The organism is Streptomyces sp. NPDC046915 (assembly GCF_040644935.1).
GTDB lineage: Bacteria > Actinomycetota > Actinomycetes > Streptomycetales > Streptomycetaceae > Streptomyces.
In genome coordinates this window covers 43866-57187 of sequence record NZ_JBEYXB010000017.1, presented here as the reverse complement: position 1 = coordinate 57187, position 13322 = coordinate 43866, and the positions used below count along the sequence as shown (strand labels likewise).

The following is a 13322-nucleotide window of genomic DNA, read 5'->3' as shown; positions in this document are numbered from 1 at the left end:
AGGCGGAGCTTCGGAGGTCACTTTCCGTCTCCGCCCAGTTCCGCCGCGTAACCACCGGCATGTTGGACCCGTTGGAGGGGGCATGGAGTTCACGATCGGCGGCATCCGCGAGATCCGCTCCGGCGCACGTCGGCGCGGCCGCTCGTCGGAGTGCACCGCCGTCGCCGAGTTCACCGGACTGTGGGGCTGGGACGTGGTGCCGGGCGCGCGGGCCTCGGCGGGCGCCTGCTCCTGCGGCCGCGCCGACTGCCCCGCGCCGGGCGCGCACCCCCTCGCGTTCGCGCCGCGGGTCTCCGCCGGGGCCACGCTGGACGAGGCGACCAAGGCCTGGGCCGAGTTCCCGGGTGCCGCCGTGATGCTGCCGGTCGGGCGGGCGTTCGACGTGATCGAGGTCGCCGAGCCGGCCGGCCGCCGGGCGCTGGCCCGCCTGGAGCGCATGGGCATCCCCCTCGGCCCGGTCACCGCGACCCCGGACGGCCGCGCCCACTTCCTCGTCGCCCCGGGCGCCGCCGCGGAGCTGCCCGCACTGCTGTACCGGCTGGGCTGGGACGACCCCTCCGCCCTCGACCTGCGCGGCCTCGGCCCCGGTACGCACATCACCGCGCCGCCCTCCGACCGGGCCGGCCTGGGCCCGGTGCGCTGGCTGCGGCCCCCCGCACTGGACGCGGCGACGAAGCCTCCGGCGGCCCGCCTGCTGCTGGGAACCCTGGCGTACGTGGCGCACCGGTCACGGGCCTAGTGCCGCGGCACTAGATGAGTAGTTCCGATGTGGTTACTGACCTTTATGGCGTGATGTCGTTGGGGGCTGACGATGTGTGATCGTCGCGGTATGCCGGTTGTGTGAGGTATCCGCAGGGTGGTGGGCTGACGCCTGAACGGCAGACGTTTCGTGAGCGGATCCGGCTGGAGGCCGCGGAACGATTCGCTGCCGGTGCCTCCAACACCGAGGTCGCCAAGGACTTACGGGTGAGTGTGCGCTCGGTGCGGCGCTGGCGCCGGGCCTGGCACGACGCCGGCGCCGAGGGGCTGCGGTCCGCCGGACCGGTCTCACGGCCCAAGCTGAGTGAGTCCCTGTTCGCCGTGCTCGAGCAGGAGCTCGCCAAGGGGCCGGTCGCGCACGGCTGGCCGGACCAGACCTGGACGCTGGCACGGATCAAAACGCTGATCGGGCGCCGGTTCCACAAGAGCATGACGCTGTCGGCGGAGGAGGCCGTGGCGGGCTGGGTGAAGGAGACCTGGCCCCAGGTGGAAGGTCAGGGGCGGCGCTCGACGCCTGGCTGTGCTTCAGTGGTTGTCGAACCAGAAGTCCGTGTCCGTGGCCAGCAGTCGTATTGCTTTCTTGACCAGCGGCAACGCCGAGCGAAGCCGCTTGTTGTATCCGGGCCGCTGGGGCAGATACGGAAACATCGACGTGAGGTTGGTCCGGGCGAACCGCAGCCAGCGGGCCTCCGAGGCGAAGCCCAGCAGACTGGGGGCCGATGCTGGCCGCCGCCGGATTCAACGTCGAGGACGAACGCACCATCACCGTCAACATCGCGGGCAACCGCAGCGAGGCCGTCGGCCGCTACGCCCACGGCAGCCTGCAACGTATCCGCAGCGCCGCCGCACCCGCACTCAGCCCTGAGGACCTCGCCGCCCTCGACGAACTCCTAGATGTCAACAGCCCGCACAGCGTCCTGCACCGCAACGACCTCGCCGTACGCACCGAGCGCACCATCTGGGCCGCCCACCGCGCCTGACCCTTGGGCTGCCCGGTTGCCTGCGGGCCGCAACCACACCCCCGCAACCACACCCCACTTTGGAACTACTCGTCCAGCCCCTGGCGCCGTCCCGCTCGAACGGCGAAGCGCCCGTCCCCCGCTGTTGTTCGGGGGCGGGCGCTTCGTGGGCCACGTACCGGTGTCGGCAGGTGGGTGGGGTCACTCCCCGATAAGGGCGTCAACGAACGCCTCCGGCTCGAACGGCGCCAGGTCGTCCGCGCCCTCGCCGAGACCGATCAGCTTGACCGGCACGCCCAGCTCGCGCTGGACCGCGACCACGATGCCGCCCTTGGCGGTGCCGTCCAGCTTGGTCAGCACGATGCCGGTGATGTCGACGACCTCGGCGAAGACGCGGGCCTGCACGAGACCGTTCTGGCCGGTGGTGGCGTCGAGGACGAGCAGCACCTCGTCGAGCGGCGCGTGCTTCTCGACCACGCGCTTGACCTTGCCGAGCTCGTCCATGAGACCGGTCTTGGTGTGCAGCCGGCCGGCGGTGTCGATGAGGACCACGTCGACCCCCATCTCCTTGCCCTCCTTGACCGCGTCGAAGGCGACGGAGGCGGGGTCACCGGCCTCGGGCCCGCGCACGGTGTAGGCGCCCACGCGCTCGCCCCAGGTCTGGAGCTGGTCGGCGGCGGCGGCCCGGAAGGTGTCGGCGGCGCCGAGGACGACGGTGCGGCCGTCGGCCACCAGGACACGGGCGAGCTTGCCGGTGGTGGTGGTCTTGCCGGTGCCGTTGACGCCCACGACCATCACGATGCCGGGCTTGCGGTCCTCGGGTTCCGTCTTGACCGTGCGGTCGAACTCGGTGCCGACCAGCTTGACCAGCTCTTCGCGCAGCAGACCGCGCAGCTCCGCGGGGGTGCGGGTGCCGAGCACCTTGACCCGCTCGCGCAACTGTTCGACCAGCTCCTGGGTGGGCAGCACACCGACGTCGGCGGTGAGCAGCGTGTCCTCGATCTCCTCCCAGGTCTCCTCGTCGAGGTGCTCGCGGGAGAGCAGGGTCAGCAGGCCCTTGCCGAGGGCGTTCTGCGAGCGGGAGAGGCGGGCGCGCAGGCGCACCAGGCGGCCGGCGGTGGGCTCCGGGATCTCGATCGCGGGAGCCTCGGCGGCCGGGGGCTCCTCCACGACGACCGGTGCCGGGCCGCCCGGGAGGTCCACCTCCTCGATCGTCCGGCGCGGCTCCTCGCGCGGCGTCTCGGCCTCGTCGCCGACGTGCGGCTCGGCCGGGGGCGCGGTGATGTCGGGCGTACTGGGGGGCGGCGGGGGCAGCGGCTTCTTCCGCCGGCTGCCGACGACGAGCCCACCGAGCGCGGCGAGCACGACCACGGCGATGACTACAACAAGGATGATGGTTTCCATAACGGGACCAGTATCCATCCCTGCCCCGGGCTCAGCCGGGCGGAGCGGCCCGGTGCGCCTTGTGCAGCGCCGCGCTCGCGCGGAAGCGGAGACGGCCGCAGCGGTCCCGCGCCTCCTCGGGCGCGTCCTCGGCGCAGCAGCAGTGCCGGGCGAGCCAACGCAGGTCCTCCGGGTCGAGCCAGAGCGCGACACGCCCCTGGGCGGCCTCCGCCCGCGGGTCGGTGGGTTCGGATGCGGTCATGGGGCGAGCGTACGACGGGCCGGCGTCGCCCCCATGGCCATCTGACGGCCCGTCAGCTACTGTCCCCGCACCGACCCCGCCCACCCGGTGAAGGGGGACCCCATGCCCGTCACGGTCGTACGTTTCAACCTCGTCGAACCCGGCGCCTCCCCCGCCGCTCTCGGCGCCCGCTACCGGGCGGCCCTGGAGATGGCCGCGTACGCCGACGAGCGGGGGGTCACCACCGTGCAGACGGAGGAGCACCACGGGGCCGAGAACAACTGGCTGCCGTCGCCCTTCGTCTTCGCGGGCGCGGTGTTCGGGGCGACCCGGCGGATCGCGGTCACGGTGTCGGCGATCATCGGCCCGCTGCACGATCCGCTGCGGCTGGCGGAGGAGATCGCCGTGCTGGACCTGCTGAGCGGCGGCCGGCTGGTCACGGTGGCCGGGATCGGGTACCGGCCCGAGGAGTACGCCCTGTTCGACGTGGAGTGGAAGCGGCGCGGCCGGCTCCAGGACGAGCTGCTCGAGACCCTGCTCAGGGCCTGGACCGGCGAGGAGTTCGAGCACCGGGGGCGTACCGTACGGGTCACCCCGCGCCCGCTCACCGAACCGCACCCGCTGCTCCTGGTCGGCGGTTCCTCCAAGGCCGCCGCCCGCCGGGCCGCGCGGCTCGGGCTGCCGTTCTTCCCCAGCGCGCACCTGCCCGAGCTGGAGGCGTACTACAAAGAGCGGCTCGTCGAGTACGGCACCGAGGGCTGGACGATGATGCCCGCCGCCGAGACGCCGCTGTTGCACATCGCCGAGGACCCGGACCGCGCCTGGGCCGAGTACGGCGGCCACTTCCTGCACGAGGCGCGGACGTACGCCTCCTGGCAGTCCGCCGGCATGCACTCGGCGGTGCGGTCGGCGGCCACGACGGTGGAGGAGCTGCGGGCGGAGGGCGTGTACCGGATCCTCACGCCTGACGAGTGCGTGGCGCAGGGGCTGGACAACCTCGTGCTGCATCCGCTGGCGGGCGGGATGCCGGTGGCGGAGGGGTGGCGGAGCCTGCGGCTGTTCGCGGAGCGGGTGGTTCCGGCGCTGGGTGGCTGACCTGCGGCGATAACCGGTGGCCCGGTCGGGTCCGGCGATGCTCCACTGGGTCCGTGAGCCTCAACGTGGATGTGGTCCTCAGAGGACCGAACGGGGAGTTCGACGTGCTCGACACGCCGGACGGGTGCGACGACTCGGCCGGGTTCGAGTCCTGGCGCGAGAAGGTGTGGGGCTCGGACGTGGTGCGCTCACTGGGGGCCCGGTACCTCCCCCTGCTCGACGGTGACTGGATGGAGGTCCCGACCGAGGAGCTGCCGCTGTTCCTGGAGGAGATCGCCCTGTTGCGGGCCCGTATGGACGTGATCTGCGCGGCGGTCGAACTGCATCCGTCGCACGTCGTCAGCCGCCTGGACAACATCGAGGCGGCGACCCTGCGCGCTCAGCAGATCGGCGCCCGAGTCCTCATCTGGTGACCGCGCCCGTACGAGACCGCCGCCCCCGGTCCGGGCAGTGGCCGGACCGGGGGCGGCGGAAGGTACGAGGAGAGGGGCAGCGGGGACTTGGCCCTTCTCCTCGAGTTCGCGGGGCCTGTGCCGAGGCTCAGCCCATCTCCTCCAGCGCCTTGCCCTTCGTCTCCTTGACGAACTTCAGGACGAACGGGATGGAGAGGGCGGCGAAGGCCGTGTAGATCACGTAGGTCACGGAGAGGTTCCAGTCGGCCAGCGACGGGAAGCTCGCGGTGATGGCCCAGTTGGCGATCCACTGCGCGGCGGCGGCCACGCCCAGGGCGGCGGCGCGGATCTTGTTCGGGAACATCTCGCCGAGCATGACCCAGACGACCACACCCCAGGAGAGGGCGAAGAAGAGGACGAACACGTGGGCGGCGATCAGCGCGGTCCAGCCCTGGGCGGCCGGCAGCTTGCCGCCGACGAGGTCGTAGGAGAAGGCCCAGGCCTCCAGGGCGAGGCCGACGGCCATGCCGATCGAGCCGATGAGCGCGAGCGGCTTGCGGCCGATGCGGTCCACGAAGATCATCGCGATCACGGTGCCGAGGATGTTGATGATCGACGTCGTGAAGGAGTAGAAGAACGAGTCCGCCGGGTCGACGCCGACCGACTGCCACAGCGTCGAGGAGTAGTAGAACGCGACGTTGATGCCGACGAACTGCTGGAAGACGGACAGGCCGATGCCGACCCAGACGATCGGCTTGAAGAAGAAGCCACCGCCGAGCAGGTCGCGGAAGCTCGACTTCTCCTCGCGGTTCATGGCGTGCTCGATCTCGGCGATGCGGGCGGTCAGATCGACTTCCCGGCCCTCGACGTCGGCGAGGATCTCGCGGGCGCGGTCGTGCTTGCCGACCGAGATCAGGAAGCGCGGGGACTCGGGGATCGCGAAGGAGAGCAGGCCGTACAGGACGGCGGGGACGACCATGACGCCGAGCATGACCTGCCAGGCCTCGAGGCCCATCAGCTTGCCGCGCTGGTCGCCGCCGGCGGCGTTGAGCAGGCCCCAGTTGACCAGCTGGGAGATGGCGATGCCGACGACGATCGCGGCCTGCTGGAAGGAGCCGAGGCGGCCGCGGTAGGCGGGCGGGGCGACCTCTGCGATGTAGGCGGGGCCGATGACGGAGGCCATGCCGATGGCGAAGCCGCCGACGACGCGCCAGAAGGCGAGGTCCCACAGCGCGAAGGGCAGGGCGGAGCCGACGGCGCTGACCGTGAACAGGACGGCGGCGATCTGCATGCAGCGGATGCGGCCGATCCGGTCGGCTATGCGCCCGGCGGTCGCGGCGCCGACGGCACAGCCGATCAGGGCGATGGCGATGACCTGGGCCAGGGCGGCGGAGCCGATGTCGTAGCGGCCCCGGATGGCCTCGACGGCGCCGTTGATCACGGAGCTGTCGTAGCCGAAGAGGAAGCCGCCCATCGCGGCCGCCGCAGCGATGAAGATGACGTGCCCGAGATGATCGGGCTGAGCCGTCCTGGCTCCTGACTTGAGTGCCTGCTCTGCGCTGGTCACGTGTACAACTCCTCGGGCCGCCGGCAACGCTGCCGACGTGGGGTGAGTCCTTTCAGGCGAGACCTGAAGGTAAAAGCAACGTTGCAGAGACTATGCCTTCAAGTTCCGAAGTCAACAGCCCGTGTCATGTGACGTTTCGGATAGGGCTGAGACCATTGTGTTCATTTCTTGAAGGAGATGTGACGGCGACCGAAGCCGAGCGCTAGCGGAGCCGCTGCGAGATGACCTTCGACACGCCGTCGCCCTGCATGGACACGCCGTACAGCGCGTCGGCGACCTCCATCGTGCGCTTCTGGTGCGTGATCACGATCAGCTGCGAGGCCTCCTGAAGCTCCTGCATGATCCGGATCAGCCGCTGGAGGTTGGTGTCGTCGAGGGCCGCCTCGACCTCGTCCATGACGTAGAACGGGCTGGGCCGCGCCTTGAAGATCGACACGAGGAGCGCGACGGCGGTCAGCGACCGCTCGCCGCCGGACAGCAGCGACAGCCGCTTGACCTTCTTGCCCGGCGGACGCGCCTCGACGTCCACGCCCGTGGTGAGCATGTTGTCGGGGTCGGTCAGGACCAGCCGGCCCTCACCGCCGGGGAACAACCGGCTGAACACGCCCTCGAACTCCCGGGCCGTGTCCCGGTAGGCCTCCGTGAAGACCTGCTCGACGCGCTCGTCGACCTCCTTGACCACCTGGAGCAGGTCGGCGCGGGTCTTCTTCAGGTCCTCGAGCTGCTCGCTGAGGAACTTGTGCCGCTCCTCCAGCGCCGCGAACTCCTCCAGGGCCAGCGGGTTGACCTTGCCGAGCTGCTGGTAGGCCCGCTCGGCGGCCTTGAGCCGCTTCTCCTGCTCGGCGCGGACGAACGGCCTCGGCTGGTTGCGCGGGTGTTCCGGGTCCTCCGGCAGCTGCTCGCCCTCGGCGGGGGGCGAGGGCGGCACCGGCAGGTGCGGGCCGTACTCGGCCACCAGCCCCGCCGGTTCGACACCGAGTTCCTCCAGAGCCTTGGTCTCCAGCTGCTCGATCCGCAGCCGCTTCTCGGCCCCGAGTACCTCGCCGCGGTGAACTGAATCCGTCAACTTGTCCAGCTCGGACTTGAGTTCGCGTCCCGTGTGCCGGGCGGCCGTCAGCTCCCGCTCGCGCAGCGCCTTGGCGGCCTCGGCCGCGCCCCGCTCCTGCTCGGCCCGGCCGAGGGACACCTCGACGTGGGCGAGCAGCTGGCGCGCGCCGGAGGCGACGGCCTCGGCGACGGCGGCCTCGTGCCGCAGCCGGGCCCGCCGCTGCTCGGCACGCGCGCGTGCCTCGCGTTCCGCGCGGGCGGCCCGGTCGAGCGAGTCGGCCCGTCCCGCCAGCCCCTTGACCCGCTCTTCGTGCGTACGGGCCTGGAGGCGGGCCTCCATCTCGGTCTGGCGGGCGTTGGCGCCGTCGGCGGCGAGACGGTCCCGTACCGATGTGTCCGGTTCCTCCTCGACCGGCATCTCCTCGGCGACGGCGAGCCGTTCGGCGAGTTCCTCGGCCTCCTGGACGGCCTTGTCGAGCGCCTCCTGCGCGCGGGCCGCCGCCGCGGTGGACCGCTCGGCCTCCCCGGCGGCGCCGCGTGCCTGGCCGGCGAGGCGGCCGAGCTGCTGGGCGACGGAGGACTTCTCCCGGTCGGCCGCCCGGCGCCGCTCGCCCAGTTCCTCCACGAGCGCGGCGCACTCCCCGCGCCGCTCGGCCGCCGCCCGCTGCGCCTCGGCCAGCTCCTCGCAGCGCACCGCCAGCTCCTCCAGCTCGGCGGCGGCCTCGTCCACGGAGGCCTGCACCTCCAGGAGACTGGGCGCACCGGCTGACCCGCCGTGCGCGAAGTGCGCGCCCAGCAGATCGCCTTCGGCGGTCACGGCGGTGAGGTCGGGACGGGCGCCGACCAGATCCTCGGCGTCCTCGAGGGTGCCCACGACGACGACCTCGCGCAGCAGCCTGCGCACGGCGGGCATGAGCTCGGCGGGGCCCCGGACGAGGTCGGCGGCCACGACCGGATCAGCGGGGCGGTCCGACCGCTCCGTCTCCGACGTGACGTCAGCGGTACGGGCGTACTGGTTCCCGGCGGCCCCAGGAGCCTCCGGCGCACCAGTCGCACCGGGCGCGCGGCCCGTGATGCCGAGGGCGTCGCCCGGCGAAGCGGCGTCGGCGGCGCTCGGTTCCGTCGGTGCCGCCGTCAGGAGCAGTGCCGCCCGGCCCGCGTCCTGTTTACGCAGGAGGCGGATCGCGTCGGCGGCGGCGGACGGGGTCGTCACGGCGAGGGCGTCGGCGGCGGTGCCGAAGGCGGCGGCCAGCGGGACCTCGTAGCCGGACGCCACCGTCAGCAGTTCGGCCGCCGGGCCCAGCAGGCCGGTGAGCCGGTCCTTCGCCGCGAGCAGCGCGCCGGTGCCGTCCTTCCGGCGCAGGCCGAGGGCCAGCGCCTCGTGGCGGGCCTGGGTCGCGGCGCGCCTGCGTTCCGCCGCGGTGGCCGCCTCGCGGGCGGCGGACAGGGCGGTCTCCGCCTGGGCCAGCTGCTGCTTGGCGGCCTCGTGCCGCTCGGCGAGTTCGGCGTCCCCGGCGTCGAGGCCGTCGACCTCGGCTTTGAGGGTCTCGTACTCCTCCTGCGCGCGGACCGCCCGTTCCTGGGCCTCGTCCCGTGCGGCGGCGAGGCGGTCGATCTCGGCCTGGGCGGAGGCGGCGCGTGACCGGGCGGCGTTGACCTGCCCGCTGAGCCGGGCCAGGCCCTCGCGGCGGTCGGCGATGGCACGGGCCAGGTCCTTGAGGCGGCGTTCCTCGGCGGCGAGTTCGCGCTCCAGCTCGGCCCGGTGGGCGACGGTGTCGTCGAGGGCGCGCTGGGCCGCCTCCAGGGACGCCTCCAGCTCGGCCTCCTGCTCGCGGATCCGGGCGGCCTCGCGCTCCATGTCCTCGGGGTCCCGGCCGCGGCGTTCCTCGGGCGGCGCCGAGGTGGCGCTCTTGATCCGGGCGTCGGCCAGCGAGATCGTGCCGCGCACCCGCTCGGCGAGCTGGGAGAGCTCGTACCAGGTCTGCTGGGCGCGCTGAAGGCGCGGTGTCAACTGCCGCACCTCGTCCTCGAGGAGGGCCTCGCGCTGAAGGGCCTTCCTCAGCTCCTGCTCGGCGGCCTCCTTGCGCTCCTTGAGCGCGGCCTCGTCGGCGATCTCGGCCTTCAGGGCCTCGCGCATCCGTACGAGGTCGTCGGCCAGGAGGCGCAGGCGCGCGTCCCGCAGGTCCGCCTGGATCACCGCCGCGCGGCGGGCGACCGCCGCCTGGCGGCCCAGCGGCTTGAGCTGGCGCCGCAGTTCGTCCGTCAGGTCCTGCACGCGCGCGAGGTTGGCCTGCATCGCGTCGAGCTTCCGCAGCGCCTTCTCCTTGCGCTTGCGGTGCTTGAGGACGCCGGCCGCCTCCTCGATGAAGGCGCGGCGGCCCATGGGGTCGGCGTGCAGGACGGAGTCGAGCTGGCCCTGGCCGACGATGACGTGCATCTCGCGGCCGATGCCGGAGTCGGACAGCAGTTCCTGGATGTCCAGCAGGCGGCAGGTGTCGCCGTTGATCTGGTATTCACTGCCGCCGTTGCGGAACATTATCCGCGTGATGGTGACCTCGGCGTACTCGATGGGCAGCGCCCCGTCGGAGTTGTCGATGGTCAGGGACACCTCGGCGCGGCCGAGCGGCGGACGGCCGGTGGTGCCGGCGAAGATGACGTCCTCCATCTTGCCGCCGCGCAGCGACTTGGCACCCTGCTCGCCCATGACCCAGCTGAGGGCGTCCACGACGTTGGACTTGCCCGAGCCGTTCGGACCGACGACACATGTGATCCCCGGTTCGAACCGGAGTGTGGTTGCCGAGGCGAACGACTTGAACCCACGGAGGGTCAGGGCCTTGAGGTGCACGCCGCCGGACTCTACCTTCCGCCGCTATCTCACTCCATGAACATCGGCAACCGCGCGGTTTCGCGCATGAACATGCAGGGCACACCAGACGTTAAAGAGGGTGAAAGGATGCGCGGGGGAAAAAGACGGGGGCAAGAAAGAAGGGACGCCGAAGCGTCCCTTGCAACTCTGACAACTTAAGCGGTTGATACGGGCAGCCCAACCACTGCATGTGCTGTCGTGGAACGATGCAGCGATCAGGTGAGCGCAGGCTCCGCCTGGTGTGCGTCGATGCTCTCCATGATCCTGTCGTGAGAAGCGGCAGCCGTCAGCGCGTCGTTCTCCGCCTGGATCCGTCCGAGCTCGGATTCCAGGTCCTGTACGCGCTGCTGGAGCCGTCGCATCTCGGCAAGGAGTCGAGGGTCGGAGCCGCCGACGTAACCGAGAAGCGCCTTTGCCATGATGGATGGTCCTCCACACTGAGCGACCGACCGAAGCGGTGTGGGTCGTGAGGGATTCGCACCCGGAGTGCTTGGCACACTCGAGTGTTGCTCTGCTATTGCTACATGCCAAACAGCTAAGGTGCGCGGGGCTTTCAGCGTCTCACCAAAAAGTTTGACGGTCAACACGATCACGCCCCGGATTGGCGGGCAACCCGGCTTCGCGCGGCCGGAAAGCGGCGACGCTGCGACTCCTGCGGGGCCCTCAGGGCGTGGCGATCATCTTTACGTGCGGAGCCTGCCACGGCAAGCGGTTCTTGGCAACTACCAGCCCATTTCTGCTCGGGGCAGGTGCCCGTGGCAAGTCCTTCCGCTTCGGCCTGCGGCTCTTTACGGAATGGAGTCAGCGGACGGCGAAGCCGTCGTAGCCGCCACGGGGTGTGTCCCAGATCTCCGTGACGCCGTCCACGCGTCCGGGCGTGTCGCCGACTTGCAGCCACTTCAGCAGCCCTTCGCAGGCATCGCGCGAGCCCTCGGCGACCACCTGGACCCGTCCGTCCGCCAAATTGAGAGCAAAACCACTCAGGCCGCCGAGCTCGAGCGCCTTGGCTCGCGTGAACCAGCGAAAACCCACGCCCTGCACGTGTCCACGCACCCAGGCGACCAGCCGTACATCCTCGCTCATGGGTGCAACCTAACCGGCCAATGTCTCTCGGGACACTTCCTCCCCCGGCGCCATGGGGTACCGTCCCCACCCAATGAATCTCATATGAAACCCACTCGTTCGAGTGAGTTTGGTCGACTCCAAGATCGTATGAGTGGGGTTGATCATGAGGGACGAGGAAGGCCAGGACATGGGACGCCACCGACGCTCCGCCGCCGGCACGGGTGGCCACGACCAGCAGGGCTCGTACACCGGTGACCGCGCCACCCTGGGCATCGCGCCCTACCTGAACCCGGAGGCGTACACCCACCAGAAGTCCGAGGACTACCTCTACGCCACGGACGACGACTACGCGCACAGCACCGGCACGGTCGTCTTCCCGGAGGAGGGGTACACCCCGTCGGGCGGGTCGTCGCGGGGCCGCCGCCGCAAGAAGAGGGCGGCGACGCCGGTACGTACGGGTCTGCTGGGCGTGTCCGCCGCGGTCGCCCTCGGCACGGTGGCGGTGGCCACCGGCGCGGTGCCCGGCCTCGACAACTACCGGCTCGGCGGCGGCACCAGCGCCGGCGGCGACAAGGTGCAGGCCGCCGGCTCCCCCAGCAACACCGCGAGCGAGCAGGGCGGCACCTCCGCGACCGCCTCCGACGGCCGGACCGGCGGGTCCTCCACCAGCCGCGACAGCGACCGCTCGACCGCGCCGTCGAGCCCGTCCGCCTCGCGCTCCCCCTCCGCGTCCCCCTCGGCCTCCGCGTCCGCCTCCGCCCCGGCGTCCCCGACGCCGACGAAGGCGCCCTCGAAGAAGCCGCAGACCAAGATCCCCTCGCAGTCCAGGGCCACCCCGAGCCGTAAGGCCCCCAAGGCCCCGGCGAAGACCTCCGCGCCGGTGACGGTGTCGGCGGAGGCCGCCGCCGAGGCGGAGGTGCTGAAGCTGGTCAACGAGGAGCGGGCCAAGGTCGGCTGCACCGCCCTGTCGGCGAACAGCTCGCTGACCAAGCTGGCCGGGTCCTTCAGTTCGGACATGGCCGCGCGGGGCTTCTTCGACCACACCGACCCCGACGGCGCCACCCCGTGGGACCGCGCCGCCAAGGCCGGCATAACGGGCCTCGGCGGCGAGAACATAGCGCGGGGCCAGGCGGACGCGGCCGCGGTGATGGAGGCCTGGATGAACAGCCCGGGCCACCGGGCCAACATCCTCAACTGTGACTTCAAGACCCTGGGGGTCGGTGTCCACTACGGGTCCGGCGGGCCCTGGTGGACGCAGGACTTCGGTTACTAGAAGACACCCGGGCCCGTGACGGGCCCCGGCAGGCCGCGCGTCACGCCGCCGCGCGGCCCAGCGTGAACGCCCGTGCCGTCTCGGTCACCCGGCGCCCCAGGTGTTCCGCCGTCGCGATGTCGGCCTTGTGCACGGCGTCCGGGCCCTCGTCGGCGTTGGTCTGGGCGGCCGCGCCCAGGAAGACACCGAGGCGGTTGAGGTCGTTCTCGGAGGCGGTGGAGCTGTTCCAGCCGGGCATCAGGCCGAGGCCGACCCAGTGCATGCCGAGCTGCGCGGCGAGGATCTGGAAGAACTGGAGCGTGTGCAGCTTGTCGCCGCTCTTGGAGGCGGAGTTGGTGAAGCCGGCCGCCAGCTTGTCCTGCCACGCCTGGGTGGCCCAGCGCTTGGAGGTCGCCTCGGCGAAGACGTGGAAGGCGCCGGACGCGGTGCCCATGTAGGTGGGCGAGCCGAAGACGATCGCGTCCGAGGCGTCGAGCAGCGCCCACTGCTCCTCGGTGATCTCGTCGACCTTGATCAGGTGCACCTCGGCACCGGCCTCGGCGGCACCGGCGCGGACTGCCTCGGCGAGGACGGCGGTGTGGCCGTAGCCGGAGTGGTAGGCGATGGAGACAACAGGGCTGGTCACTAGGGGTACTCCTCGATAGCGCAGTTCATCTGGGCAGTTCTTCTGGGCAG

The 13322-nt window shown here is 71.4% G+C and carries 11 protein-coding genes and 3 pseudogenes; 6 read left to right on the top strand and 8 right to left on the bottom strand.

From position 1 onward, the window contains the following. Positions 1 to 82: 82 nt before the first annotated feature. The gene (locus tag ABZ915_RS35110; protein ID WP_361811708.1) at positions 83 to 739 is read left to right on the top strand and encodes a bifunctional DNA primase/polymerase; all 657 of its coding nucleotides are present in this window, start codon (positions 83 to 85) and stop codon (positions 737 to 739) included. A 101-nt stretch (positions 740 to 840) separates the two neighbouring features. Further along, a pseudogene (locus tag ABZ915_RS35105) lies at positions 841 to 1287 on the top strand (helix-turn-helix domain-containing protein); the annotation flags it as partial. Between the two features lie 54 nt (positions 1288 to 1341). On the opposite strand, the pseudogene ABZ915_RS35100 reads toward ABZ915_RS35105, so the two are convergent. Then, a pseudogene (locus ABZ915_RS35100) lies at positions 1342 to 1467 on the bottom strand (IS982 family transposase); the annotation flags it as partial. Between ABZ915_RS35100 and ABZ915_RS35095 the strand changes: the two are divergent. Beyond that, a pseudogene (locus tag ABZ915_RS35095) lies at positions 1464 to 1739 on the top strand (SAM-dependent methyltransferase); the annotation flags it as partial. The pseudogenes ABZ915_RS35100 and ABZ915_RS35095 overlap by 4 nt on opposite strands. Positions 1740 to 1919: 180 nt before the next feature. On the opposite strand, the gene ftsY reads toward ABZ915_RS35095, so the two are convergent. Continuing rightward, the gene (ftsY, locus tag ABZ915_RS35090) at positions 1920 to 3122 is read right to left on the bottom strand and encodes a signal recognition particle-docking protein FtsY (protein WP_361811705.1); all 1203 of its coding nucleotides are present in this window, start codon (positions 3120 to 3122) and stop codon (positions 1920 to 1922) included. A gap of 31 nt (positions 3123 to 3153) precedes the next feature. Then, a complete protein-coding gene (locus ABZ915_RS35085) occupies positions 3154 to 3363 on the bottom strand; it encodes a hypothetical protein (protein ID WP_361811702.1) in 210 nt (69 codons plus the stop codon). A 102-nt stretch (positions 3364 to 3465) separates the two neighbouring features. Here ABZ915_RS35085 and ABZ915_RS35080 point away from each other — a divergent pair, with 102 nt between their 5' ends. Further along, positions 3466 to 4437, top strand: a complete 972-nt coding sequence (locus tag ABZ915_RS35080) for an LLM class flavin-dependent oxidoreductase (RefSeq protein WP_361811699.1) — start codon at positions 3466 to 3468, stop codon at positions 4435 to 4437. 53 nt (positions 4438 to 4490) lie between these two features. Next, on the top strand, positions 4491 to 4850 hold the full coding sequence (locus tag ABZ915_RS35075) for a hypothetical protein (protein WP_361811697.1): 360 nt from the start codon (positions 4491 to 4493) through the stop codon (positions 4848 to 4850). Positions 4851 to 4977: 127 nt separating this feature from the next. On the opposite strand, the gene ABZ915_RS35070 is transcribed toward ABZ915_RS35075, so the two are convergent. The 4 genes from ABZ915_RS35070 to ABZ915_RS35055 form a co-directional block, all read right to left on the bottom strand. Continuing rightward, positions 4978 to 6396, bottom strand: a complete 1419-nt coding sequence (locus ABZ915_RS35070) for a sugar porter family MFS transporter (RefSeq protein WP_361811694.1) — start codon at positions 6394 to 6396, stop codon at positions 4978 to 4980. Positions 6397 to 6598: 202 nt separating this feature from the next. Then, entirely contained in the window at positions 6599 to 10288 is a 3690-nt protein-coding gene (locus tag ABZ915_RS35065) for an AAA family ATPase (protein WP_361811691.1), read from the bottom strand. A 236-nt stretch (positions 10289 to 10524) separates the two neighbouring features. After that, complete coding sequence (locus ABZ915_RS35060; RefSeq protein ID WP_030048901.1) at positions 10525 to 10728, bottom strand: hypothetical protein; 204 nt, start codon at positions 10726 to 10728, stop codon at positions 10525 to 10527. Between the two features lie 382 nt (positions 10729 to 11110). Then, positions 11111 to 11392, bottom strand: coding sequence for an acylphosphatase (locus ABZ915_RS35055; RefSeq protein ID WP_361811688.1), 282 nt, complete (start codon positions 11390 to 11392; stop codon positions 11111 to 11113). 145 nt (positions 11393 to 11537) lie between these two features. On the opposite strand from ABZ915_RS35055, the gene ABZ915_RS35050 reads away from it, so the two are divergent. Beyond that, complete coding sequence (locus ABZ915_RS35050) at positions 11538 to 12647, top strand: CAP domain-containing protein (protein ID WP_361811685.1); 1110 nt, start codon at positions 11538 to 11540, stop codon at positions 12645 to 12647. Between the two features lie 40 nt (positions 12648 to 12687). On the opposite strand, the gene ABZ915_RS35045 is transcribed toward ABZ915_RS35050, so the two are convergent. Then, complete coding sequence (locus ABZ915_RS35045; protein ID WP_361811682.1) at positions 12688 to 13272, bottom strand: flavodoxin family protein; 585 nt, start codon at positions 13270 to 13272, stop codon at positions 12688 to 12690. Positions 13273 to 13322 lie beyond the last annotated feature (50 nt).